19 protein-coding genes are annotated in these 23,896 nt (G+C 67.9%); 10 read left to right on the plus strand and 9 right to left on the minus strand.

The window, feature by feature from the left end; translation table 11 throughout:
- Positions 1-5 precede the first annotated feature (5 nt).
- Complete coding sequence (locus ACLFRM_RS01425; protein WP_410753838.1) at positions 6-821, minus strand: RNA methyltransferase; 816 nt, start codon at positions 819-821, stop codon at positions 6-8.
- A 187-nt stretch (positions 822-1,008) separates the two neighbouring features.
- Between ACLFRM_RS01425 and ACLFRM_RS01430 the strand changes: the two genes are divergently transcribed.
- Positions 1,009-1,815, plus strand: a complete 807-nt coding sequence (locus ACLFRM_RS01430) for an inositol monophosphatase family protein (protein WP_410753839.1) — start codon at positions 1,009-1,011, stop codon at positions 1,813-1,815.
- 74 nt (positions 1,816-1,889) lie between these two features.
- Here the strand turns inward: ACLFRM_RS01430 and secF are convergent, their stop codons facing one another.
- The 6 genes from secF to ACLFRM_RS01460 form a co-directional block, all read right to left on the minus strand.
- On the minus strand, positions 1,890-2,831 hold the full coding sequence (secF, locus tag ACLFRM_RS01435) for a protein translocase subunit SecF (RefSeq protein ID WP_410753840.1): 942 nt from the start codon (positions 2,829-2,831) through the stop codon (positions 1,890-1,892).
- A 40-nt stretch (positions 2,832-2,871) separates the two neighbouring features.
- Positions 2,872-4,737, minus strand: coding sequence for a protein translocase subunit SecD (gene secD, locus ACLFRM_RS01440; protein WP_410753841.1), 1,866 nt, complete (start codon positions 4,735-4,737; stop codon positions 2,872-2,874).
- 125 nt (positions 4,738-4,862) lie between these two features.
- Positions 4,863-5,198: a preprotein translocase subunit YajC gene (gene yajC, locus ACLFRM_RS01445; protein ID WP_410753843.1), complete on the minus strand. Its 336-nt coding sequence runs from the start codon at positions 5,196-5,198 to the stop codon at positions 4,863-4,865.
- 93 nt (positions 5,199-5,291) lie between these two features.
- Positions 5,292-6,437, minus strand: coding sequence for a tRNA guanosine(34) transglycosylase Tgt (gene tgt, locus ACLFRM_RS01450; protein ID WP_410753844.1), 1,146 nt, complete (start codon positions 6,435-6,437; stop codon positions 5,292-5,294).
- A complete protein-coding gene (queA, locus tag ACLFRM_RS01455) occupies positions 6,434-7,513 on the minus strand; it encodes a tRNA preQ1(34) S-adenosylmethionine ribosyltransferase-isomerase QueA (RefSeq protein WP_410753845.1) in 1,080 nt (359 codons plus the stop codon). Before queA ends, tgt begins: the two co-directional genes overlap by 4 nt.
- Before the next feature lie 1,000 nt (positions 7,514-8,513).
- Entirely contained in the window at positions 8,514-9,356 is an 843-nt protein-coding gene (locus ACLFRM_RS01460) for an alpha/beta fold hydrolase (RefSeq protein WP_410753846.1), read from the minus strand.
- Positions 9,357-9,625: 269 nt separating this feature from the next.
- Here ACLFRM_RS01460 and ACLFRM_RS01465 point away from each other — a divergent pair, with 269 nt between their 5' ends.
- Positions 9,626-10,942 carry an RsmB/NOP family class I SAM-dependent RNA methyltransferase gene (locus ACLFRM_RS01465; RefSeq protein ID WP_410753847.1) on the plus strand — a complete coding sequence of 439 codons (1,317 nt, stop codon included), beginning with the start codon at positions 9,626-9,628 and terminating at the stop codon, positions 10,940-10,942.
- 61 nt (positions 10,943-11,003) lie between these two features.
- Here the strand turns inward: ACLFRM_RS01465 and ACLFRM_RS01470 are convergent, their stop codons facing one another.
- Positions 11,004-11,306 carry an antibiotic biosynthesis monooxygenase family protein gene (locus ACLFRM_RS01470; protein ID WP_410753848.1) on the minus strand — a complete coding sequence of 101 codons (303 nt, stop codon included), beginning with the start codon at positions 11,304-11,306 and terminating at the stop codon, positions 11,004-11,006.
- Positions 11,307-11,452: 146 nt separating this feature from the next.
- On the opposite strand from ACLFRM_RS01470, the gene lptM reads away from it, so the two are divergent.
- The 5 genes from lptM to ACLFRM_RS01495 all read left to right on the plus strand — a co-directional run bounded on the left by lptM (position 11,453) and on the right by ACLFRM_RS01495 (position 16,918).
- Positions 11,453-11,590: an LPS translocon maturation chaperone LptM gene (gene lptM, locus ACLFRM_RS01475; RefSeq protein ID WP_410753849.1), complete on the plus strand. Its 138-nt coding sequence runs from the start codon at positions 11,453-11,455 to the stop codon at positions 11,588-11,590.
- A 13-nt stretch (positions 11,591-11,603) separates the two neighbouring features.
- Complete coding sequence (gene lysA / locus ACLFRM_RS01480) at positions 11,604-12,893, plus strand: diaminopimelate decarboxylase (RefSeq protein ID WP_410753850.1); 1,290 nt, start codon at positions 11,604-11,606, stop codon at positions 12,891-12,893.
- Between the two features lie 691 nt (positions 12,894-13,584).
- On the plus strand, positions 13,585-14,325 hold the full coding sequence (locus ACLFRM_RS01485) for a glutathione peroxidase (protein ID WP_410753851.1): 741 nt from the start codon (positions 13,585-13,587) through the stop codon (positions 14,323-14,325).
- Between the two features lie 164 nt (positions 14,326-14,489).
- On the plus strand, positions 14,490-15,857 hold the full coding sequence (gorA, locus tag ACLFRM_RS01490; protein ID WP_410753852.1) for a glutathione-disulfide reductase: 1,368 nt from the start codon (positions 14,490-14,492) through the stop codon (positions 15,855-15,857).
- Positions 15,858-15,991: 134 nt separating this feature from the next.
- Positions 15,992-16,918: a LysR family transcriptional regulator gene (locus tag ACLFRM_RS01495; RefSeq protein WP_410753853.1), complete on the plus strand. Its 927-nt coding sequence runs from the start codon at positions 15,992-15,994 to the stop codon at positions 16,916-16,918.
- Here ACLFRM_RS01495 and ACLFRM_RS01500 read toward each other — a convergent pair.
- Positions 16,893-19,529, minus strand: a complete 2,637-nt coding sequence (locus tag ACLFRM_RS01500) for a diguanylate cyclase (RefSeq protein WP_410753854.1) — start codon at positions 19,527-19,529, stop codon at positions 16,893-16,895. The two genes, ACLFRM_RS01495 and ACLFRM_RS01500, sit on opposite strands and share 26 nt — an antisense overlap.
- 452 nt (positions 19,530-19,981) lie before the next feature.
- Between ACLFRM_RS01500 and ACLFRM_RS01505 the strand changes: the two genes are divergently transcribed.
- The 3 genes from ACLFRM_RS01505 (at position 19,982) to ACLFRM_RS01515 (ending at position 23,773) form a co-directional block, all read left to right on the plus strand.
- Entirely contained in the window at positions 19,982-20,920 is a 939-nt protein-coding gene (locus ACLFRM_RS01505; RefSeq protein WP_410753856.1) for an aldo/keto reductase, read from the plus strand.
- Positions 20,921-20,928: 8 nt separating this feature from the next.
- Positions 20,929-21,543: a DUF6064 family protein gene (locus tag ACLFRM_RS01510; RefSeq protein ID WP_410753857.1), complete on the plus strand. Its 615-nt coding sequence runs from the start codon at positions 20,929-20,931 to the stop codon at positions 21,541-21,543.
- An 82-nt stretch (positions 21,544-21,625) separates the two neighbouring features.
- On the plus strand, positions 21,626-23,773 hold the full coding sequence (locus ACLFRM_RS01515; RefSeq protein WP_410753858.1) for a VTT domain-containing protein: 2,148 nt from the start codon (positions 21,626-21,628) through the stop codon (positions 23,771-23,773).
- The last annotated feature ends 123 nt before the right edge of the window (positions 23,774-23,896 follow it).

Here is a 23,896-nt window from a genome sequence, read left to right on the forward strand (position 1 = left end):
GTGTCTCAATCCGTCCCGTCGCGCCGCGCCCGGTCGAGGGCTGTCAGCATGCCCTGGAGTATCTGCAGCTCGTCGCGACGGGGCTCGGCCCGGTTGAGCATCACGCCGATGCGATGCATCAGGCGCCGGGCATGCCGGTCGGTCTCGACCGCATCCGCGCCGGGGAAATAGCCGCGCTCGGCCAGCGCCGCCTCGAGGCGAGCGCAGAGTGTAGCAAGCTCGGCCCGCCGGGCCGGCGGCTCGCCCCCGGGCTCGGCCGGCTCGGGGGCCTGGGCGGCATGGAACAGCTCGTAGGCCACCAGCTGCACTGCCTGGGCGAGGTTGAGCACCGGGTAGTCCGGATTGGCATGCAGTGCCAGCAGGTGATCGGCCACCCCCAGCTCCTCGTTGGTCAGCCCGGTGCGCTCGGCGCCGAAGAGAATGCTGATCCGCCCGGTCGGGTCGTCGGCCAGCGAGCCGGCCCGGCGCATGATATCGGCCGCCGCGGTCCGCCCGTCGACGAGCGGCAGGGCAAGGCTGCGCACCCGGGCGCTGGTCGCCCACACGCTCACCGAATCCGCGACGGCCGCTTGCACCGAATCGACGATGCGCGCGGTGTCGAGGAGTTCGGCGGCGTGCGTGGCCACGGCACGGGCCTTGTCGTCGATGGCGGCGCGATCGGCTCGCGGGGCGACCAGCACCAGCCGCGACAGGCCCATGGTCTTCATCGCCCGGGCGGCGGCGCCGATGTTCTCGGCCATCGATGTCTGGCAGAGCACGATCTCGATCCGCGCCAGCGGCTCGGCGGACGGGTTGTGGGCGGGAGGGGACGGTTGCGACATGGCTGACACGGGGGCGTTTACGCGTATAATTCCGGATCCGAGGAACGGGGCGCTGTCAGCGTCCCGACCGGGCATCGCGGTCCGATCGACCGGCCCGGACGCGCCACCGGCGACAAGCAAGCCGCCTGACACGGCCCGTCATCCACCATTCGCTCGTCGAGCCGACCAGACCATTATGCCGCACCCCATGCTCAATATCGCCGTGCGCGCCGCTCGCGCCGCCGGCAGTGTCATTTCCCGCAGCCGCGACCGCGTCACCGATCTCACCATCGAGTCGAAAAAGCGCAACGACTTCGTCAGCGAGGTCGACCACCAGGCCGAGGCGGCGATCATCGACACGCTCACCCGCGCCTACCCGGACCACGGCATCCTTGCCGAGGAATCCGGCACGGGCGGGCGGGAAAACGCCGAGTACCGCTGGATCATCGATCCGCTCGACGGCACCACCAACTTCCTGCACGGCATCGGTCATTACGCCGTTTCGATCGCACTGGAACGGCAGGGCCGACTGGAACTCGGGGTGATCTACAACCCGGTCAACCAGGAGCTGTTCACCGCCGAGCGCGGCGCGGGTGCCTTCCTCGACAACCGTCGCATCCGCGTTGCCCCGCGCAAGGGCCTCGACGGCGCGCTGCTGGGCACCGGCATCCCGTTCCGTGACGACCAGAACCTCGAGCGCTACATCGCGACCCTGCGGGCGCTGCACGGCCCGATCGCCGGCATCCGCCGCCCCGGTTCGGCGGCACTGGATCTGGCCTACGTGGCCGCGGGCCGTTTCGACGGCTTCTGGGAATTCGGGCTCAAGCCCTGGGACATGGCCGCCGGCGTGCTGCTGGTGCGCGAGGCCGGCGGGGTCGTGATCGACAACCAGGGCGGTGACGACTACCTCGCCAGTGGCAACGTCATCTGCGCCAACCCCAAACTGGTCCACGCGATGCTCCAGGCGATCAGCAAGGGCGAACAGGCCTGGCGCTCGGTCTCCCGCCCCGAGTAACCCGCCGAGGCGCCACCGGACACGAAAAAGCCCGCATTCACTGCGGGCTTTCTTCTTTCCGACCACCGGCCAGATCAGGGTGCGCTGTCCTCGGCCTGCTTGAGTCGCTCCTTGTCGTCGATCTTGAGCAGGTCCTGGCGCTTGAGGCCCATGTCCAGCGAGATGGCCGAGGCGACGTAGATCGAGGAGAAGGTGCCGATCGCGATACCGAGCAGCAGCGTCAGCGAAAAGCCGTACAAGGCCTCGCCACCGAAGACGAACAGCGCCAGGGCGGTCAGGAAGGTGGTCCCCGAGGTGATCACCGTGCGCGACATGGTCTGGTTGACCGAGGCGTTCATCACCTCCTTCTCGGTGCCCTTGCGCATCTTCTGGAAGTTCTCGCGGATGCGGTCGAACACGACGATGGTGTCGTTGATCGAGTAGCCCGCCAGCGCGAGGAAGGCGGCCAGCACGGTCAGGTCGAAACGAATGCCCAGCAGGCTCACGATGCCCAGCACCACGACGAGGTCGTGCGCCAGCGCCAGGATCGCGCCGCCGGCCAGGCGTACCTGGAACCGGAAACCGACGTAGACGAGGATGCCCGCCAGCACGACCAGCAGGGCGAGCCCGCCGGCGTTGAACAGCTCCTTGCCCACGGCCGGGCCGACGTACTCGACCCGGCGCATCTCCACGTCATCGGTCTCGGCCTGCATGGCGAGCAGCAGGTCGTCGGCCAGCGAGCTGTGGCTGTCGTCGGTCGGCGGGAGGCGGATCATCACCGACTCCGACGAACCGAACAGCTGCGCGACGGCGTTATCGAAGCCCTGGGCGTCGAGTGTCTCGCGCACCGTGTCGATGTCCGCGCCGCCCGGGTAGCCGAGCTCGATCACCACGCCACCGGTGAAATCCAGCCCCAGGTTCAGGCCCTTGGTCACCAGAGAACCGGCGGCGACCAGCAGCAGGATCGCCGAGAGCACGTAGGCGAAATGGCGCTTGCCGAAGAAATCGAATCGCGCGTCGGGCGGGAATACGTTCATGGTGTCACTCGTCTGATTCGAATGCCGGTCGCTGACCGGCTCAGATGGAAAGTCCCTTCAGGCGCGCCTGGCGGCCGTAGACCAGGTTGGCCAGCGCGCGCGACAGCATCACCGCGGTGAACACCGAGGCCAGGATGCCGATCGACAGCGTCACGGCGAAGCCCTTGATCGGCCCGGTGCCGAAGGCGAACAGGGCCAGCGCGGCCAGCAGCGTGGTGATGTTGGCGTCCAGGATGGTGCCGAAGGCCCGCTCGTAGCCCGCCTTCATCGCCGCGTGCGGTGTCATGCCGTTTCTGACCTCCTCTCGGATCCGCTCGAAGATCAGCACGTTGGCATCCACCGCCATGCCCACCGTCAGCACGATGCCGGCGATACCCGGCAGGGTGAGTGTGGCCTGCAGCATGGAGAGCACCGCGACGATCAGCACCAGGTTGGTCACCAGCGCGACCACGGCGATCACGCCGAAGACCCGGTAGTAGATCATCATGAAGATCGCCACCAACACGAAGCCGAGCATGGCGGCGTTCACGCCCGCCTGGATGTTCTCGGCACCCAGGCTCGGACCGACGGTGCGCTCCTCGACGATGTCCATCGGTGCGCGCAGGGCGCCGGCACGCAGCAGCAGCGACAGGTTACGCGCCTCCTCGGAGGAATCCAGACCGGTGATCTGGAAGCGGTTGGCGAGCTGGTCGCGGATGGTGGCGACGTTGATCACCTCCTCGACCAGTTTCTTTTCCTCGGTCAGCTTGCCGTCCTCGTCGACCTTGGTGTCGATGCGGTTCTCGATGAACACCACGCCCATCTGCTTGCCGATGTTGTCGCCGGTGATGTCGGCCATGCGCCGCGCGCCCTGGCTGTCGAGGTTGACGAACACCGCCGGCGAGCCCGAATCCTGGTCGAAGCCCGAGGAGGCCCCGGTCACCCGGTCGCCCGTGACGATCACCTGGCGCTTGAGGAGCACGGAGCCCCCTTCCCGACGCTCGTAGAGCCGCGCCTGCGGCGGGACGCTGCCCGACTCGTCGGCGTCGGCCCAGTCATTCGGCGAGCCGTGAACGAGACGGAACTCCAGTGTCGCCGTGGCGCCCAGGATCTCCTTGGCGCGCACCGTGTCCTGGATGCCCGGCAGCTCGACCACGATGCGATCCTCGCCCTGCTGCTGGATCAGCGGCTCGGCCACGCCCAGCTCGTTGACGCGATTGCGCAGGGTGGTGATGTTCTGCTCGAGGGCGGCGCGGCGCTCGGTCTCGACGCCTTCCTCCGTCATCTCGGCGGTCAGGTAGGGCTCGCCGTCGATCTCGTCGGCACTGAACTCGAGATCCTCGTAGTCGCCGGCCAGCCGCTCGATCGCCTGATCGCGCGACTCGGCGTCGCGGAAGCGCACCTGGATACGCTGTTCCTCGGCCACATCGGCCGAAACGTAACGCAGCTCGGCGCCGCGCAGGTCGGCACGCATGCCGTCGACACGACTCTTCAGCGCGGTATTGATCGCCGCGTCCATGTCCACCTGCATCAGGAAGTGTACGCCGCCGCGCAGGTCGAGACCGAGATACATCGGCAGGGCGCCAAGATCGGTCAGCCAGGCCGGCGCGGCCGGGGCCAGGTTGAGGGCGACCGGGTAGTCACCGCCGAGGGCGGCACGCACCACGTCCACCGCCTCGAGCTGCTCATCGGTGGAACCGAAGCGGATCAGACCGGAATCGCCCTGTATCTCGGCACGGCCGTACTCGATGCCGGCCGCACGCAGGGCGCTCTGCGCCTCGGACAGGGCGGACTGCTCCAGGTTGCCGTCGCGCTTGGAGATCTGCAGGGCCGGCTCTTCGCCGAAGAAGTTCGGCAGGGCATAGAACAGCCCCACCAGCACGACAACGACGACGATCAGATTCTTCCACAGGGGATAGCGGTTCATCTTCTAGGCCTTCGCGTGGAACGGCGCCCCGGGTGAGGAGGCGCACCCCGCCGGCACGCGTCCCTGGCCGGCGGGCGGATAAACGAGAGGGCCCGCCGTGGCGAGCCCTTTTGCGGTGGCGAGGATCAGGCCTCGCGCGCGTCCTTGATGGTGCCCTTGGGCATCACCGTGGTGACGGCGAATCGCTGCACCACCACCGTGGTGCCCTCGGCGATCTCCAACACCAGCAGCGTGTCGCCGACGTTGATTACCCGACCCAGCAGGCCACCGGAGGTGGCGACCTCGTCACCTTTCTCGATCGCCTCGACCAGCTTCTTGTGCTCCTTCTGACGCTTGACCTGCGGACGGATCAGCAGGAAGTACATGACGGCGAAGATGAGCAGCAGCGGCAGGAAGGTCGCCAGCAGGTTCGGCTCGCCGGCCCCTTCCGCCTGGGCCATGGCATCGCTGATAAAGAACATCGTGGTTGGTGCTCCCGGTTGATTTGGTGCGTGGTTGATAAGGCAGCCCCGGAGTATGCCACAAGCCCCGGCGTTTGCATTGCGGCGAGCCGATCACACCCCGCGAGCGCGCTCGACGTAGAACCGGGCCCGGTAAGCCTCGAAGGCATCCGCCTCGATCGCCGCGCGCATCTCGGCCATCAGCACCTGGTAGTAGTGCAGGTTGTGGATCGTGCACAGCCGGGCGCCCAGCACCTCGCGCGCCTTGTGCAAGTGCTTGAGGTAGGCGCGCGAGTAGTGTCGGCAGGTGTAGCAGTCACAGTCGGCGTCGAGCGGCGCCACGTCGGTGGCGTAGCGGGCGTTCTTCAGCCGCACGTCGCCATAGCGTGTGAACAGGTGGCCGTTGCGCGCGTTGCGGGTGGGCATGACGCAATCGAACATGTCGATGCCGCGGGCGACCGACTCGACCAGGTCCTCGGGCTTGCCCACGCCCATCAGGTAGCGCGGACGATCGCCGGGCAGTTCGGGCAGGGTGACCTCGAGCACCGCGTTGCGCTCGGCGAGCGGCTCGCCCACCGACAAGCCGCCGACGGCATAGCCATCGAAGCCCAGCTCGACCAGCCCCGCGGCCGACTCGCGCCGCAGGGCCGCGTGCATGCCGCCCTGGACGATGCCGAACAGGGCCCGGTCCGAGCCCTCTGGCTTCAATGCCTCGAAGGCCGCCTTGGAGCGCGCCGCCCAGCGCAGGGATAGACGCATCGAGGCGCCGGCGACCTCGGCCGTCGCCGGGTAGGGCGTGCACTCGTCGAAGATCATCTGGATGTCCGAACCGAGCTCGTGCTGCACCTGCATCGAGGACTCGGGGGTGAGCATCACCCGGTCGCCGTTGACCGGCGAGGCGAAGCGCACCCCTTCCTCCGTGATCTTGCGCATCTCGGCCAGCGAGAACACCTGAAAGCCGCCCGAGTCGGTCAGAATGGGGCGCTCCCAGTGCATGAAGTCGTGCAGATCGCCGTGCAGGCGGATGATCTCGGTTCCCGGGCGCAGCATCAGGTGGAAGGTGTTGCCGAGCACGATCTGCGCGCCCAGATCGACCAGCTCCTCGGGCGTGACCGCCTTGACCGTGCCGTAAGTGCCCACCGGCATGAACGCGGGGGTGTCGATCGTGCCGCGCTCGAAACGAATCGTGCCGCGGCGTGGCCCGGCCAGGCGTGCGGCGTCGGGTTTCGCGAGCGTGCAGTCGTGCAGGTCGAACTTCATGCGGTCTCCCCGGCGTCGACGCCGGCGCGGGCCTCGATGAACATCGCATCGCCGAAGGAATAGAAGCGGTAGCCGCGCTCGATCGCCTCGTGATAGGCGGCCAACACGCGCTCGCGGCCGGCGAACGCGGAGACCAGCATCAGCAGGGTCGAGCGCGGCAGGTGGAAATTGGTCAGCATCGCGTCGATGACGTGCAGCGGCTGACCGGGATACAGGAACAGCTGGGTGTCGCCGACGAACGGGCCGATCTCGCCGCACGCAGCCCGCTCGGGGTGGGCGCGGGCGGCTGTCTCGATGGCCCGCACCGCGGTGGTACCGATCGCGATCACGCGATTGCCGCGTCGCCGCGCGGCGGCCACGGCATCGACGGCGGCGGCCGGCACCTCGGTCCACTCGCGGTGCATCTCGTGGGCCTCGATGGTCTCGCTTCGCACCGGCTGGAAGGTGCCCGCGCCAACGTGCAGGGTGACGAAGGTGGTCTCGACGCCCTTGGCGCGCAGGCGATCGAGCAGCGCTTCGGTCAGGTGCAGCCCGGCCGTGGGCGCGGCGACCGCCCCGTCGCGGCGCGCGAAGACCGTCTGGTAGTCGTGGCGGTCCTGGTCGTCGTCCGCCCGCTCGATGTAGGTGGGCAGCGGCATGTGACCATGCGCCTCGAGCCAGCCAAGCAGGCCACCCGGGGCATCGGAATCGCGCAGCGCTAATTCGAACAACGCACCATCTCGGCCGACCACCTCGAGCCTGGCACCCCCTTCCATGTGGAGATCGGTGCCGATCTTCGGCGAACGGCTGCTTCGAAGGTGGCAAAGCACGCGATCAGCATCGAGCAGGCGCTCGAGCAGGAATTCCACCTTGCCCCCCGAGGCCTTGCGGCCGAACGCACGTGCCGGGATCACGCGGGTATCGTTCAGGATCAGGAGGTCGCCGGGCTCGATCAGGCCGGGAAGGTCGTTGATTGTCCGGTGCTCGAACTCGCCGTCGGTCGGCAGCACCAGCAGGCGCGCGGATTCGCGCGGCTCGGCCGGGCGGGCGGCAATGCGGTCGGGAGACAGGTTGTAGTCGAAGGCGTCGAGCTTCATGGCCGGCGCAGTCTACCCCGCCGCGCGGGGACAGGCCACCGGGAAAACCACTCCGGCCTGCTGACATGCGGCCCCGATCAAATGCCCAGGGGTCGTGTAACCCGAATCGAGCGGGAGCGAACGAACGAATCCGGGTGGCGAACCGCACGGGGCATTCATGGTGACCGACGCAGCGCCACTGCCACGACCCCGACAGCCTCCCTTGCAAGCCGTTGCCCGAAACGCACAAATGCACAAACGCGAAATGCACCCGGATCCGAATGCTCGGAGGGTGGTGGCGGTTGAGTCAGCTTGGTCTGTCGAGGACCGGAGGATGAAGGAGAAGGGCCATCCTGGCCGGGAAACGATCCTGCCTTGCGGCATGGATCCGGCGCATTGTCCCTGCGCGTCGACTTGGGTCCCGATCCCTGGGTCCGGTGTGGCGAGTGCTTATCCCTAAGACAAGGGCAGTATCCGTTGCCGGTCCTGTTGTTTCTTGTCTCGCCGGTGACCGTTCCTGCGGTTGCTTGTTGTTGCCGGCGTCTACCACCGTGCTTATCCGGCGATGCCATCCTGCATCGGGCGCGCCTCCGGCGCGGAATCGTCCCTTGCCGTCCATGGCGGCGCCCGTCCTGGGCGCCTGGGCTAGATCCGTTACCCGGGCCCGGCATCCTTGCCGAACGCGCCGCGGCCTTCCTGGCGGCCCGCAAAAAACCTGGACTCTGTCCCGATGTCCGGTTGTTTACGGTGCGCTTCCTTAAGAGAGCGCCGTGCGCGCGTCGGGCGAACCCGACCGCCCGGTCTGGCAGATCCTCTGCCGGTGCATCCTGCGCGGACCTCCTGTCCGCCGTACGATCCCTCGGCCTCCTGGCCGGGTGGGCTTCCTGCCCTGTGCGTCCAGGCACGGGTGCATGATGCGCCTCTCGCTGCGCCCTGAATAGACGAAATCGCCGAAAGTTTCGTAGGAATCTTCCATTTATCTTGTAGGAATTTTCCTACAAGCGTCTGCTTGCCGATGCCCTCAGGCGATCGGGCGGGTCGGGAAGTCCTGGCAACCGTGGGCAAAGAAGCGGGTCACGGCGTCGAGGAACCCGGCGGTGTCCTCGATGTGCGGCCAGTGGCGGGCACGCTCCAGGGTGACGATGCAGCTTTGCGGAAAATCACGGGCAATGCGCTCCTCGTCGCCGGCCTCGATGTAGGCCGACTGGGCGCCACGTATGAACAGTGCCGGGCCGAGGTAGAAGCCCGACAGCTCGGGCATGTCCGAGGTCTGCGCGTAGGCGGCCTTCAGTTCGGGGAGGTTGAAGCGCCAGCGCCACTGACCATCGATCTGCTCGAGGTTCGCGGCGAGGAACGCCCGCACCTCGGGCTCGAACACGTGCGCCGCCATTTGCTGGCGCGCCTGCTCGCGCGACTCGAGAGCATCGAGGTCGACGGCATCAAGCGCGGCGAAGACGTCCTTGTGCCAGGGCGGGTACCACTTCGGCGCGATATCGACCACTGCCAGCCGCGCGACCCGCTCGGGATGACGGTCGGCCAGCACCATGCCGAGCTTGCCGCCCAGCGAGTGACCGATCAGGTGGGCGCGCTCGACCCCGAGCCGGTCCATCACCGCCAGGATGTCGTTGGCCATCGCCTCGTAGGAAAGCCCGGGCGCGTGGGGCGAGCGGCCGTGATTGCGCAGATCGACATTGATGACGCGGTAGTTCGCGCTCAGGGACTGGGCGACTCCCCGCCAGTTGGACAACGAACCGAACAGCCCGTGCATGATGATGACCGGCAGGCCGCCGCCACGCTCCTCGAAGTGCAGGTCGACCGCCGCGTTCGCCGCCCCCCGAGTCGCCTCGTTTGCTTGCGTGCTCATTGGAATGACTTGGTCCTTTAATGAAATCGGCCCCCGGTCGGGGGCATGCGAGATCGTGAGATACTACCAAACGCTCCAGGAAGGTCCGCAGGAATCCGGCCCCATGCGGTCGGGCGCGATGAACCGCCATGATCTCGCACTGCTCGGCGCCCCCAGGGTTACCGGGTGCCGCCGGCACCCGGCGACGAAGCGCCCTGATCACCAGCGACTCACCCAACCGGAGTGCAACGGCACGTGTGCCGATCGCCCGCAACCGACTGCCGAGCCCCATGACCGACCCGACCCCGACCCATCGCCCACCCCCCGACGACTGGCCCCGCCCCGATCTGCCACGCGGCCGCGCCTTCCCGGCCCAGATGCTGCTGGCCGCCGAGCTGCTCGAGCGCATCATCGCCGAGGGCCTGCCCGCCGACCGCAGCCTGCAACGCGAATTGGCCGGCCGGCGCAAGATGGGGCGCCGTGATCGCGAACGCGTGCGCGAGCTGACCCTGTTCGTGTTGCGTCAGCGCCGGGTGCTCGACTGGCTGCTCGATGACAGCGCGCCGAACATGGTCGCGCGGGTCGCAGCCGCCCTGTCACTTGCCGAGGCGCTCGACCCGGTGCTCGCCGAAGCGGCCGGGCTGACGCCCGACGCCCCTTCCACCCTGTCGCGCCGTCGCAGGCAACCTTTCGATCGCCTGCCCCGGGAGATCCGCTTCAACCTCGCCCCGCCGGCCGCCGCGCAATGGCAGGCCTGGCAGCCCGACGAGCCCGAGGCACTCGCCCGTGCACTGGATGCCCGCGCCCCGGTGGACCTGCACGCCAACCCGCGACACGCCGATCGTGACACGCTGATCGACGCACTGACCGAGGCCGGCATCGAGTCGCAGCCAATCACCGGCCTGCCATTGGGCGTTCGTCTCCAACGCCCGGCTCGACTGACCCGGTTGCCCGCCTTCGAGGCCGGCGGCTTCGAGGTCCAGGACGCCGGCAGCCAGTGGGTGGTTCGGGCACTGGGGGCCCGGCCGGGCGAGCGAGTGCTGGATCTGTGCGCCGGGGCCGGCGGCAAGACCCTGGGGTTGCTCGACGAGGCCCGCGGCGCGTTGACACTCACCGCCTGCGACCTGCATGCCGAGCGCCTCGATCGCCTGCGGACACGCGCCCGCCGCCACGGTGACACCAGGCTCGACCTCCGGGCACTGGACGCCACCGCCCCGCTGCCGGCGGACCTCGTCGACTTCGACCGGGTACTGGTCGATGCCCCCTGCAGCGGATCGGGCACCTGGCGCCGCCATCCGGAACTGCGCTGGGCGAGTATCGACTGGGAGGAACTGGCCCGCACCCAGTGCCGGCTGCTCGACCGGGCGGCCGGCGCCACGCGCCCCGGCGGACGGCTGGTCTACGCCACCTGCAGCCTGTGGCCGGCGGAAAACGAGGCCATTCTTGCCGACTTTCTCGGCCGCCATCCCGACTGGCACACCATCGACCCGGTGATCGACGGCCTGCCGGGCGACGCCGTGACCGCCGACGGCTGGATCCGGCTGCGCCCCGACCGTCACGGTTGCGACGGCTTTTTCATCGCCTGCCTGCAGGCACCTGGCGAGTAGCGGCCTCCATGCAGCCCCTATCGAGCCGGCGCGCCGCGAGATACCGAACGCGGCAACCCGATCAACCCACCACCTCGAACCCCTCGAATTCCGGAGGACCGAGGTACATGTCCTTGTGCTGACCTGCATTCCGGTGCGCGGCGCGGAATGCCTCCGAACGGGTCCAGTCCTCGAAGGCCCGGCGCGACTCCCAGACGGTGTGCGAAGCGTACAGCGTGTGATCGTCTGTTCCGGGTCCGCGCAACAGTTGGAACTCGCGGAAGCCGGGCACGTCCTCGAGGTGCGAGTCCCGGTCGCGCCACACGGCCTCGAAATCCGGTTCACGACCGGGCTGGATACGAAAACGGTTCATCGCGATGAACATCGAGAAACCTCCGGTGCTTGACGAAAATCCCGGACAACCATACTCGTCTCCACCGCGAATGCGTTCAACTCCATCCTGCATCCCTGGCGCGGTTGAGGCATACTGGCGGCCCCGGAGACCCTCCGCCCGAACCATCCGGAGATCCCATGCCACGTCCGTTCGCCATCCTCCTGATCACGACGCTGTTCTTCGCGCCGCTGACCGGTTGCGGGCAAAAAGGCCCCCTCTATCTGCCGGATGACCAGTCCGAGCAGGGCAATGCGCCGGCCGATCGGTCGAACTGATCCGGAGACGGTCATGCCCCGTATGGAACTGCCCCCCTACTTCACCCGAACCACCGCAGGCGACCTGCAGGTCGAGGGCGTACGCCTCGCCGACGTCGCCGAACGCTTCACGACGCCGACCTACGTCTACTCGCGCGCGGCGATCGAGTCGGCCTACCGCGCGCTGAGCGAGGCCTTCGGCGAGCGCGCCCACCGCATCTGCTACGCGGTCAAGGCCAACAGCAATATCGGCGTCCTCAACGTGCTCGCCCGTCTGGGCGCCGGCTTCGACATCGTCTCCTACGGCGAGCTGGCCCGCGTGATGGCCGCCGGCGGCGATCCCGGCCGGACCGTGTTCTCCGGGGTGGGCAAGTCGGCCGCCGAGATCCGCGGCGCGCTGGCGGCCGGCATCGGCTGCCTGAACGTCGAATCCGAGGCCGAGTTGCGCCGAATAGCCGACATTGCCTCTGAAATGAATCGAAAGGCCCCGATCTCGCTGCGCGTCAACCCGGATGTCGATGCCCGCACCCACCCCTATATCTCCACCGGGCTCAAGGACAACAAGTTCGGCATCGCGATCGACGCCGCGCTGCCGCTCTACGAGTGGGCGCACGCACACCCGGCGCTCGAGGTCACGGGCATCGACTGCCACATCGGCTCGCAGCTGACCGACGTCAGCCCCTTCCGCGATGCCGCCGAGCGGGTGATGAAACTCGCCCACCGGCTGGCCGAGCGCGGCATCGCGCTCGAACACCTCGACCTCGGCGGCGGGCTCGGCATTCGCTACACCGACGAGACCCCGCCGGCGGCAGCCGACTGGATCGAGGCGATCCGCTCGGTGGTCGACGCCGACCCGCTCGCCCGCGAGCTGCCCATCTGGATCGAGCCGGGCCGCTTCATCGCCGGCCCGGCCGGCGCGCTGCTCACCCGGGTCGAGTACCTCAAGCCCGGCGAGCACAAGTCCTTCGCCATCGTCGATGCCGCCATGAACGACCTGATGCGCCCGGCACTGTACGGCAGCGACATGGCGATCGTGCCTGCCGGGCAAGCCGCCGGCGAACGCCATCCCGGCACCTGGGAGATCGTGGGCCCGATCTGCGAGACCGGCGACTTCCTCGGCCACGAGCGCGAGATGGAACTGGCCGAGGGCGACCTGCTCGCCGTGCTGGGTGCTGGCGCCTACGGCTTTTCCATGGCCTCGAACTACAACACCCGGCCACGCCCCGCCGAGGTGCTGGTAGACGGCGAGACCCTCCACGAAATCCGCCGCCGCGAACCGCTCGAGTCGCTCTGGTCCCTCGAGCAGACCCCCGCCAATAGCTAAGGATCCTCTGCACGAAGGCCATGGCACTCTGGCCTGACGAGTCGTTCGTGGCCAAGGCGCGATATCGCCGACGTGCAGGTGGCCACGTCAAGGCATCGCAACGCGGAGCATGGGCAGCCCGGAGCGGCGTGCCAGTGGCACGTCGCGGCCCGGGAAGCGCCGAACGGCGCGAGGCCAGAACGACTCGCCAAGGCCCGCAGGACGCGCCCAAGCCGGGCATCTGCTGCGTCGCGAGTTCCGTCCATGGTCCCCGCCCCTCGGGATGGCGAGTGCCGACCGAATCGGCATCCCGCCGATTCGGTTCCGTCGCTGAAAAGGGAATCATCCTTCCGCGGCGCACGGCCGCCTTGCATCTGTCCGGCTCAAGGCACGCTTCAGCGAGTTGGCATTCGTGCAGAGACAGCCCTGGTTGCGCGCAAGCGCGCTTCGATAGCGGTCTGCTATCGAACTGATCGGAAAAATCAATTTCTCCCGATCGCCCCTACCGACTAACCTGAATGCAATTCACGGCAAAGCCAACACAGCATTCCCTGACGGCATGATGCCCGCCGCGCGGCGGCGGCCTCGCCCTTGGCATTGCATTTGGCGATTTTGCCCCCACGTTTCAGGGCGCCGGGTGGCTCGGCGAGGCGCCCCGGCCCAACTTGATTCATCCTTTTTCTCACCCTCACTCAACTCAAGGAGACTTTGCATGCTCGAGAATCGCGAAGGCCAGAAGGTACCCAACGTCACCTTCCGCACCCGCCAGGACCACGACTGGGTCAACGTGACCACCGACGAGATCTTCAAGGGCAAGACCGTCGCGGTCTTCTCGCTGCCGGGCGCGTTCACGCCGACCTGCTCCTCAAGCCACGTGCCGCGCTTCAACGAACTGGCACCGGTATTCAAGAAGCACGGCGTCGACGAGATCGTCTGCATCTCGGTCAACGACGCCTTCGTCATGAACGAGTGGGCCCTGGACCAGGACGCCGATCGCATCCGCTTCCTGCCGGACGGCAACGGCGACTTCACCGAGGGCATGGGCATGCTGGTCGACAAGGACGACCTGGGCTTCGGCAAGCGCTCCTGGCGCTACTCCATGCTGGTCAAGGACGGCACCATCGAGAAGATGTTCATCGAGCCGGAGAAGCCCGGCGACCCCTACGAGGTCTCGGACGCCGACACCATGCTCGACTGGCTGGCGCCGAACGCCAAGAAGCCGCACTCGATCATGATGTTCTCGCGCAAGGGCTGCCCCTTCTGTGCCCGCGCCAAGGGCATGCTGCACGACGCGGGGCTGGAATTCGACGAGGTCATCGTCGGTGACGAGGTACACCTGCGCGCCCTGCGTGCCGTGGCCCAGACCGAGACCGTTCCGCAGTGCTACATCGACGGCCAGCACGTCGGCGGCAGCGAGGAAGTCGAGACCTGGCTCAAGCAGAACGGCTACTGATCGCCACCTGACTGCGACAGCGACCGGCCCGGACCAACCGGGCCGGCTTTCGACTGCCATGCCCGGCGGGGGCAAGACTCGACGGCATGGCAGCCGAAAGCCGCATTGACACAAGCCGGGCCGAAGCCCGGCCCATTTTCCGATATCCCTTTCTGGAGGCATCCATGAGTGGCAAGCATTTCGACATGATCGTCCTCGGCGGCGGCTCCGGCGGTCTCGCGGTCGCCGAACGCGCGTCCCAGCACGGCAAGCGGGTCGCCGTGGTCGAGCCCACCGCGCTCGGCGGCACCTGCGTCAACGTCGGCTGCGTGCCGAAGAAGGTCATGTGGTACGCCGCCAACCTCGCCCACGATCGAGCCGATGCCGTCGACTGGGGCTTCCCCGAGGCGCCGGGCACGGTCGACTTCGCCACGCTGGTGAAAAAGCGCCGCGAGTTCATTGCCGGCATCACCAAGTTCTGGGACGGCTACGCCAGGGACCTCGAGCTCGAGGTGATCGCGGGCTACGGCCGTCTGGCGGGCGGCAACGAGGTGGAAGTCGACGGCACCACCTATACCGCCGACCACATCGTGATCTCCACCGGCGGCCGCCCGCTGGTGCCGCCGGTACCGGGCGCCGAGCATGGCATCACCTCCGACGGCTTCTTCGAACTCGACGAACTGCCGAAGAAGGCCGCCGTGATCGGCGGTGGCTACATCGGCGTGGAGCTGGCCGGCGTGCTGCGCTCGCTGGGCAGCGAGGTCACCCTGCTCGACATGCTCGACACGGTGCTCGCACCGTTCGACCCGCTGATCCGCGAGACGGCCACCGAGAACCTGCACAAGATGGGCATCGAGACCCACCTGCCGTACAAGGTCGCCCGGCTTGAGAAGACCGACAAGGGTACGGTCATCCATGGCGCCGACGGCGAGAAGCTGGGCCCGTTCGACCAGGTGATCTGGGCGGTCGGCCGCAAGCCGAACACCGACGACATCGGGCTGGACAAGGCCGGCGTGGCGGTGGAGAAGAACGGCATGATTCCGGTCGATGCCTACCAGAACACGAATGTCGAGGGCATCTACGCCATTGGCGACATCATCGGCAAGTACCCGCTCACGCCAGTGGCCATCGCCGCGGGTCGACGCCTGTCCGATCGTCTGTTCGACGGCCAGAACGATGCGCACCTCGAGTACGAGACCATCCCGACGGTGGTCTTCGCCCACCCGGCACTGGGCACCGTCGGCCTGACCGAACCGCAGGCGGTCGAGCGCTTCGGCAAGAAACTGGTGACGGTCTACGAGACCACCTTCACCCCGATGCGCTACGCGCTCTCCTCGCACGGCTTCAAGACGGCGATGAAGCTGGTATGCGTCGGCAAGGAGGAACGCGTGGTCGGGCTGCACATCGTCGGCGACGGCGCCGACGAGATGCTGCAGGGCTTTGCCGTGGCAGTGAAGGCCGGCCTGACCAAGGGCCAGTTCGACGCCACCGTCGCCCTGCACCCCACCTCCGCCGAGGAACTGGTCACCCTCAAGACGCCGCGCGCGGACTGATCCGTCGCGCCGCATGCCTGCCGATGGCCGGTGCGGGGGCTACCCGACCGGCCATTTTTTCAGGACTCTACTGCCCGGCTCCACGCTTGCAGACCGGCATCGGATCCCGAGCAGGGAGTCCCAGGAGAAAATCCATGTTCCTGGAACTGCGCCACCTGAAGACCATTCGCGCGATCGAGCAGACCGGCTCGCTGGCCGCGGCAGCCGAACGCCTGCACCTGACGCAGTCGGCGCTGTCGCACCAGATCCGGGCGCTGGAGTCCTACTACGAGACACCGCTGTTCTCGCGCAGCTCGCGCCCCATGCGGCTGACCGAGGCCGGCCGGCGCCTGCTGGCCGCGGCCACCGCGGTGCTCCCGGAGATCGACCGGCTCGACCGCGACCTGCGGCAGATCGCCGGCGGGGCCACCGGACGATTGTTCCTGGCACTGGAGTGCCATTCCTGCTTCACCTGGCTGATCCCCACGCTGGAGCGTTACCGCGCCCAGTGGCCCTCGATCGAGACCGACCTGTCGATGTCGTTCAGCTTCGATGCCATCGACGCGCTGCGCCGTGGCCAGCTCGACGGCGTGATCAGCTCCGACCCGGTCGACGACCCCGAACTGCACTTCGAGCCACTGTTCCACTATCCGGTCGTACTGACGCTCGCCCCCGGCCACCCCCTGGCCGCCGAGGTGCGCATCACGCCCGACATGCTGGCTGATCAGACGGTGATCAGCTACCCGGTCGAACGCGAGCGGCTCGACATCTACCGCCGCTTTCTCGACCCGGCGGGCGTCGAACCGGCGGGGTCACGCCGCTCGGAGCTGACCGCGATGATCGCCCAATGGGTCGCCAGCGGTCACGGAGTGGCCGCCCTGCCCAAGTGGGCGATCAGCGACGAGCTGACCCGTGGCACGGTCATCGCCCGGCCGCTGGGTGACGGGCTGACCGCCACCATGCACCTGGCGGTGCGCCGCGACGAGCACCGGCTCGCCTACCTGGACGCCTTCCTGCGCCTGGCCCGCGAACAGGCCGGCGAACGCCTCGGCGACATCACACTCGCCCACCCCGGCCACTGATCGCCGCCGTCCGCACCACCGGCAGGACGGGGGCCTCGCGGGCGAAGCGGTAGCCCTGCATCAGGTCGATCGCCAACCCGCGGATCAATTCGACCTGCCCGTCGGTCTCGACATTGTGGGCGATGACGGTCACTCCCAGGGTCTCGGCGATGGTCAGCAGGCCGTCAATGAAGGCGCGGTCGCGCCGGCTGACCTTTCGGTCGCACAGCCAGTCGGCCTCGATCTTGACGTAGTCCACATCGAAGCGGCGCAGGTAACTGAGTGTCTCGCGCCCGGAACCGGCGTGATCGATCGCCAGGCCCACGCCTGCGGCACGCAGGTCCGCCAGCGGCCCGGCAAGCGCTCCGATCTCGCCGGCCAGCGGGCTCTCGCTGATTTCGATCACCACTTGCTCGGCCGCCAGCGCAGAGCGCTCGACCGCATCCAGCAGGAAGTCGACGAACCGCGCCTCCATCAGGCTGGTGGGCGCCACATTGAAGAACAGCTGGCCGGCGAAACAGCGGATTGCCGGGTCATCCAGCACACGCTCGACCACCTGCCGATCGACCGCATCGATCAGCTGGTCGCGATCCAGGGCACGCACGAACTCTGCCGCGGGCACCAGACGGTCGCCGACACGGGCCCGGGCGAAGGCCTCGGCGCCCATCACCTCGCCGTCGGCACGCCGGATCGACTGGTAGACCACCGACACCGTCGCCGGGTCGAGGATGGCAAACGCCTCCGGCGTCCCGCCGCCGGCCTGATCGAGGGCGCGGACCTCATCGCGGTTGGCCACCGCCAGTCGGTTCTTGCCGGCGGCCTTGGCGCGGTACATCGCCTGGTCGGCCAGCGAGAACAACGCCTGCGTCGAGGCCGGATCGGCCGCGTCCATCGGCCCCACGGCCAGGCCAACCGACAACGACAACCGCAGCGACTCGCCGTCCGGTGCGGCGATCGCGGTCTTCTGGGCGCGGGCAAGCAGTCGGTCGGCCACCTGCTCGGCGGCAGCATCGTCGGCATCGGGCAGGATCGCGACGAACTCGTCGCCGCCGTAGCGCGCGACGATGTCGCCGTCGCGCAGGCCGTCATTGAGCAGGTCGGCAATCCGGCGGAGGTAGTCGTCGCCGAAGCCGTGACCGTAGCGATCGTTGACCCGCTTGAAGTCGTCAAGGTCGATCACCATCAGCCCGAAACGGCTCTCGTGACGCCGGGCGCGACCGATCTCGTAGTCGAGCAGCGACCAGAACATGCGCTGGTTGTACAGGCGGGTGAGCGGATCGCGGGTGGCGAAATACTCGAGATCCTCGGTGTGGCGCTCGATCGCCCGCACCGAGCCGACGACGTTGATCAACGTCGAGAGAATCGACTCGATCACCAGCTTTTTCACCGGCACGCGCGCCTCGCCCATGGGCACGATCAGACCGACCATGCCCCGCATCGGCGGCAGGTCCATCGAGAGGGTCTTGGTGTGCAGGTCGAGGCGGCCGGCATCGCTGACCGGCAGGCCGTCCTTGCCGGGGTGCTGCCGGGGGGTGACCTCATGGACCTGGCCACCGAGACCCTCGCCGACCCGCCGACCGATCTCCTGATCCAGGCGCGCGACAACCACCTCGTCGACCGGTCCGTGCCAGAACACGTCCACGCCGACCGGTCGATCGGCGATCGAGAAGGCGGTGAACACGCCGTGCACGGTGAACTGGCGATTGATCTCCTCGAGCAGGTCGCGCACGTAGCGGCGCCAGTCGCGCACCACGTCCGAGGTGATGACGAAATGCTCGAGCAGGCCGATCTCGAACTCGAGCAGGTTGCGGTCGATCGCCACGTGGCGGACCTTGTCGGTCAGCACATCGACGCGCGAGAGCACGTCGTCGAGCTCCGTAAAGCCGGTCGAGGCACCGGCAAAACGCAGGTCAGCCAGATCCTCGACCCGGTTGACCTGTTCCACCGACCGGTTCAGCCGCCTGACCGACCGCCCCAGCCGCCAGCTCAGCAGCCCGGCAACGAGCAAGGCTGCCAACAGCGGGGCGGGCACGATCAGCATCAGGCGGTCGACCAACTCGTCATGCGCCTGCTCGATCATCGGCCCGATCGGCTGGCGGATGGAGAGCACACCGAGCACATCGCCGGACTGAGCGTTGACGTGGCATTGGAGACACTCGGCGTCAGCGACCAGCGGTCGGTCGTAACGCACCATTTCCGTCCCGGCATCAACGTGGGTTCGTCTCGAATCGAATGCCGCCATGGCGGTCTTGTCCGGGGCGGGCTGCTCGATGCGACCGAACAGCTCATTGACCCGTGCCCCGCGATAGACATTGATCACGGCACCGGGGTCGGCACGCTGGTTGAGTGAGTCGAGAAACTCGTTGAGCTGATCGCGCGTCCAGCCCTGGCGCATGATTTGATACATGGCATTGAAAGTGCCATCGGCCAGCACACGGGCGTTCTGCACGCTGGCACGTTGTACCGCCTGGGTGAAGACCGCCTCTGTTGCCAGATACACCGCAGCGGTGACCAGCAGCGAAACGGCCAGCGCGGCAATCACCATCAGCGCACGCAACGAACGGAACCATCCGATGATTCGTCCGAGCGGGTCCGCCGCCTTCAACTCCGGTGATCGTCCCTTGATTTCCATCGGCCCTTGTCCGTCCCTGGTCTGATAAGCCGGCGCTCGTGCAACGGTTGACGTCCGACGCTTCGTGGTCCTTCACGACAAGACCGCAATGGCAATGCGGTCACAACATATCCGACAGCTTAACGTGTTGAAAGCAGAGGCGTAATCAGAAGTAAGCCTAGTATTATCAAATATTTGAATATTACCTTTCCGGTAATCGGGCGGACTCGATCACCGCCCGCCGTGTGGCCTTTCCCGAGACCGGATGGCGAAGCAACGCCTTGCCGAATGTCGTGGCCCTGAAGCATGCGTTGATCGGAACGACCGGGCAGGGCACAGCGGCGTCGGATTCGCACCTACAATCTCCCTGGTCTGTGGCGCATGACCAGCCGATCGAGAAATCACATCTGACGACTGGCCACCCGCGACCCCGGCCACTATGGTCTGGGTCTACACCCTCACAAGGTTCGACCATGCCTGAAACCAACCCGTCCCGACGTCGAGTGCTGCGGCTGGCCGCGGCGGGTCTGGGCGCCAGCTGGCTGCCCGGCCCACCCGGCCACGCAATGGCAGAAGAGGACAAGGAACGCCTCGTCACCCGCCGCCTGCCTGACGAAAGCGAACTGCCGGCCATCGGCATGGGCACATGGATCACCTTCAACGTCGGTTCGGACGCGAAGGCACGGAAACAGCGCACCGAGATACTGCGCACCTTCTTCGAGGCCGGTGGCGAGCTGGTCGACTCATCACCCATGTACGGTTCGTCGGAGGCGGTGGTCGGTCATGCGCTGGCCGAGATCGGCGGCGACCCTCCCGTGTTCGCCGCCTCGAAGGTCTGGACACCGGATGGGGATGCGACCGACGAACAGGTCACCCAGTCCGAACGCCGCTGGGGCCGTGATCGAATGGACCTGATGCAGGTGCACAACCTGGTTGCCTGGGAACCCCACCTGGAGCATCTCCTCGAGATGCGCAAGCAAGGCCGCATCCGCTTCGTCGGCATCACCACCTCGCACGGGCGTCGGCATGCCGAGATCGAGCGGATCATGCGCGAGCGACCGATCGACTTCGTGCAGGCGAGTTACAGCCTGGCCAACCGCGAGGCCGAGCAACGCCTGCTGCCGCTCGCCCGGGAGCGCGGCATCGCCTTCATCGCCAATCGCCCCTTCCAGGGCGGCCGCCTGATCGACCGGGTCAAGCGCGAGCCCTTCCCCGACTGGGCCAAGGGGGCCGGACTGGACAACTGGGCGGACCTCCTGCTCAAGTTCCTGATCGCCCACCCGGGCGTGACCTGCGCGATCCCGGCCACCAGCCGGGTCGAACACATGCGCGAGAACATGACCGCGTTGCGCGGCCCGCTACCCGACGAGGCCACCCGTCGACGCATGATCGAGTTCCTGCGGGAACTCTGAAAACCGCCATGGACACCTGGCTCAGCTACCGTCTGGCCGATCTGCTGATGTTCTCGCCGAGCACCTATGCCCGGCTGATCGAGCGGGTCAACGAGGCGCTCTGGCCGGGCCACTGGCTGATCGGCGGCCTCATCCTGGCCATGCTCGCGCTCGCGATCTGGCCCCGGCAGGCGGCTCACCGGTTGGCCGCTTTGCTGCTGGCGGCCGCCTGGGGCTGGGTGGCATGGTGGTTCTTCGGCCTGTATGCGGAAATCAATCTGGCCGCGCCCGGCTTTGCCGGCCTGTTCGCGGTGCAGGCCGTCGGACTGCTGCTCCTGGCCTGGCCCGGACCGGGCCTGGCGTTCGCCCGGCCGGCCCGGCCGCGCCACTGGCTGGGGCTGGGGCTGCTTGTCTGGGGACTGTTGCTCCACCCGCTCGCCTGGTTGATGGCCGACCGACCACTGGCGGGCGCGGAACTCGTTGCCGTCACCCCCGATCCCACGGCCATCGCCACGATCGGCCTGCTGCTGGCCGCCTGCCTGCCCGGGGACGACCGCTGGCCGCTTCGGGCCCTGCTGCTGGCATTGCCGCTGGCGTGGCTCGCGATCTCGGCGCTGACCTGGTGGACGCTTCTGGGCGCCTGACGAGCGCGGAGTCTGCCGCTCCTGCCCGGCCGGGTGAGCTACGATCTAATCCGAGATTCGCAGCGGAGGCACCAACGCCGGCATGACGACAACCGATCGCAACGACGGCACCCCGCCCGAGGGCTTCTGGCGCACCGGCCGGGCCGACCGGCTCGGCCTGGTGGTCGACGGCGAGCACTGGTTTCCGGCGTTCGCCGAGATGCTGGCGCAGGCCCGTCGGCAGGCCGTCATCCTGTGCTGGGACGTCGACAGCCGGGTCGAGATGCAGCGCCCCTGCCATGCCGACCGGGCCCCCTGCCACCTGACCGCCGTCCTGCACGCCGCACTGGCGGAAAACCCGGGGCTGACGATCCACCTGCTGCCCTGGGACTTCGCCATGATCTACGCCTTCGAACGCGAATGGCTGCCGCGGTTCTCGCGCCCGATGTCCCGCCACCCGCGGCTCAAGGTGCGCTACGACGGCGAGCACCCGCTGGGGGCCTCGCAGCACCAGAAACTGCTGGTCATCGACGACCATGCCGCTCTCGTCGGCGGCTTCGATCCGTCCAAATGGCGCTGGGACCGACGCGCGCACGCCGCGGACGAGCCGTTGCGACGCGACCCGGATGGCCACCCCTATCCGCCGTTCCACGATCTCGCCTTCGCCGTCACCGGCCCGGTCTGCCGCGATCTCGGCGAGCTGGCACGTGACCGCTGGCAGCGCGCCACCGGCGAGCGACTCGACCCGCCCGGGGAGATCGACGGGCCGGCCCCCTGGCCGGAGGCGCACGTCGCCGTCGCCCTGCGCGACGCCCGGGTCGGCATCGCCCGCACGCTCCCGGCGTGGCACGACCAGCCGGAAGTACGCGAAATCGAGACCCGGCTGCTGCGACTGATCCGCACGGCTCGCCGGAGCATCTACATCGAGAACCAGTACTTCACCAGCCACCGTATCGGCGAGGCCCTGATCGAGCGGCTCGCCGACGAGGACGGCCCAGAGGTGATCCTGCTGCTCCCAAGGGAAAAGGATGGCTGGCTCGAGCGTCTGACCATGGACGTGCTGCGCGCGCGACTGATCGAACGCCTGCGCCAGGCCGACCGGCACGGCCGACTGCGACTCTACTACCCGGCAGTCGCCGACCTGGAACCGAAGATGGTCAGCCTGCACTCCAAGCTGGTCATCGGCGACGACCGCGAGATCAACCTCGGCTCGGCGAACACCTCGAACCGCTCGATGGGCTTCGACAGCGAACTGAACCTGTCGCTGCTCGGGGAGTGCGAGGAAAGCCGCGCGGCCGTTACCGCCATGCGCCAGGAACTGCTCGCCGAGCATCTCGGCTGCCCGCCCGAGGCGGTCGCGAAGGCCGAAGAAGCGGCGCAGGGCTCGGTGGCCGGCGCGATCGACGCGTTGAACCGTCCGGGCAACGAGCGCTGGCTCGAGCCCCTGACCATCACGCTCGACCCGGCCCTCGATCGCCAGATGCCCGACGCCGCGGTAATCGACCCCGAGCGCGCCCGACCACCGGAGGAGCTGATCGACATGTTCATCGAGAAGAAGGCGCGCCGGCCCGTGCGACGCAAGGCGGCCGGGTTTGCGCTGCTGATCGCGCTGTTCGTGGCGGTCGCCGCGCTGCTCAAGTTCACGCCGCTGGGCGAGACGATCGCCCCGCGCGAACTCCTGGAATGGCTGGCGGGAGTGCGCGACGCGCCCGGCGGCACCTGGGTCTTTTTCGGCCTGGCGGTGACCGGACTGCTGCTGGGCATGCCGGCCACACCGGTGGTGGTGATCGCCGGATTGCTGTTTGGTGCCTGGGTCGGCTTCGGCTTGGCCTACGGTGCGCTGGCGCTCGCCGCACTGACCGGGTTCTTCGCCGGGCAGTTCCTCGGCGCCGAGGCCCTGCGCCGACTGGCGGGAAAACGTCTCGACCAGCTCTCTCGCATGCTCGCCCGTCGCGGCATCCTCACCGTGTTCTCGCTGCGACTGGTGCCACTGGCGCCGTTTGCCGTGGTCAACCTGGTTGCCGGGGCCACCCACATCCGCGTCCGCGACTTCCTGGTCGGCACCCTTGCCGGGCTCGCGCCTGGCACGATTGCGCTGACCCTGTTCTCAGACCAGTTGCTGCGCACCCTGCTCGATCCGTCACCGACCACCATCGGCGTGCTGGCGCTGATCACCATCGCGTTCATCGGAATCGGCTGGGGGCTGTCACGCTGGCTGGCCCTGCGGGATCAGGCCTCGGGGGCGTCATGACGGCCGACGGGCGCCGCTTGGGGAAACTCTGTACGATTCGATGACGTCTCTGCGGGACCTCCAAGGGTGCAGATGCAAGGTGCAGTCCGCCGTGAAGGGCCGTCGCCTTTTACAAGGGCTGCA

It is taken from the genome of Guyparkeria sp., assembly GCF_046540515.1.
Taxonomy (GTDB): domain Bacteria; phylum Pseudomonadota; class Gammaproteobacteria; order Halothiobacillales; family Halothiobacillaceae; genus Guyparkeria.

Excerpts from the sequence above, each read along its gene's own strand:
- ACLFRM_RS01470 (WP_410753848.1), bottom strand. The coding sequence starts at position 11,306 with ATGTTCATCGCGATGAACCGTTTTCGTATCCAGCCCGGTCGTGAACCG.
- ACLFRM_RS01510 (WP_410753857.1), top strand. The coding sequence starts at position 20,929 with ATGGACACCTGGCTCAGCTACCGTCTGGCCGATCTGCTGATGTTCTCG.
- secF (WP_410753840.1), bottom strand. The coding sequence starts at position 2,831 with ATGAACGTATTCCCGCCCGACGCGCGATTCGATTTCTTCGGCAAGCGC.
- lptM (WP_410753849.1), top strand. The coding sequence starts at position 11,453 with ATGCCACGTCCGTTCGCCATCCTCCTGATCACGACGCTGTTCTTCGCG.
- ACLFRM_RS01485 (WP_410753851.1), top strand. The coding sequence starts at position 13,585 with ATGCTCGAGAATCGCGAAGGCCAGAAGGTACCCAACGTCACCTTCCGC.
- tgt (WP_410753844.1), bottom strand. The coding sequence starts at position 6,437 with ATGAAGTTCGACCTGCACGACTGCACGCTCGCGAAACCCGACGCCGCA.
- ACLFRM_RS01465 (WP_410753847.1), top strand. The coding sequence starts at position 9,626 with ATGACCGACCCGACCCCGACCCATCGCCCACCCCCCGACGACTGGCCC.
- ACLFRM_RS01430 (WP_410753839.1), top strand. The coding sequence starts at position 1,009 with ATGCTCAATATCGCCGTGCGCGCCGCTCGCGCCGCCGGCAGTGTCATT.
- ACLFRM_RS01495 (WP_410753853.1), top strand. The coding sequence starts at position 15,992 with ATGTTCCTGGAACTGCGCCACCTGAAGACCATTCGCGCGATCGAGCAG.
- lysA (WP_410753850.1), top strand. The coding sequence starts at position 11,604 with ATGCCCCGTATGGAACTGCCCCCCTACTTCACCCGAACCACCGCAGGC.
- ACLFRM_RS01460 (WP_410753846.1), bottom strand. The coding sequence starts at position 9,356 with ATGAGCACGCAAGCAAACGAGGCGACTCGGGGGGCGGCGAACGCGGCG.
- gorA (WP_410753852.1), top strand. The coding sequence starts at position 14,490 with ATGAGTGGCAAGCATTTCGACATGATCGTCCTCGGCGGCGGCTCCGGC.
- ACLFRM_RS01500 (WP_410753854.1), bottom strand. The coding sequence starts at position 19,529 with ATGGAAATCAAGGGACGATCACCGGAGTTGAAGGCGGCGGACCCGCTC.
- ACLFRM_RS01505 (WP_410753856.1), top strand. The coding sequence starts at position 19,982 with ATGCCTGAAACCAACCCGTCCCGACGTCGAGTGCTGCGGCTGGCCGCG.
- queA (WP_410753845.1), bottom strand. The coding sequence starts at position 7,513 with ATGAAGCTCGACGCCTTCGACTACAACCTGTCTCCCGACCGCATTGCC.
- ACLFRM_RS01425 (WP_410753838.1), bottom strand. The coding sequence starts at position 821 with ATGTCGCAACCGTCCCCTCCCGCCCACAACCCGTCCGCCGAGCCGCTG.
- yajC (WP_410753843.1), bottom strand. The coding sequence starts at position 5,198 with ATGTTCTTTATCAGCGATGCCATGGCCCAGGCGGAAGGGGCCGGCGAG.
- ACLFRM_RS01515 (WP_410753858.1), top strand. The coding sequence starts at position 21,626 with ATGACGACAACCGATCGCAACGACGGCACCCCGCCCGAGGGCTTCTGG.
- secD (WP_410753841.1), bottom strand. The coding sequence starts at position 4,737 with ATGAACCGCTATCCCCTGTGGAAGAATCTGATCGTCGTCGTTGTCGTG.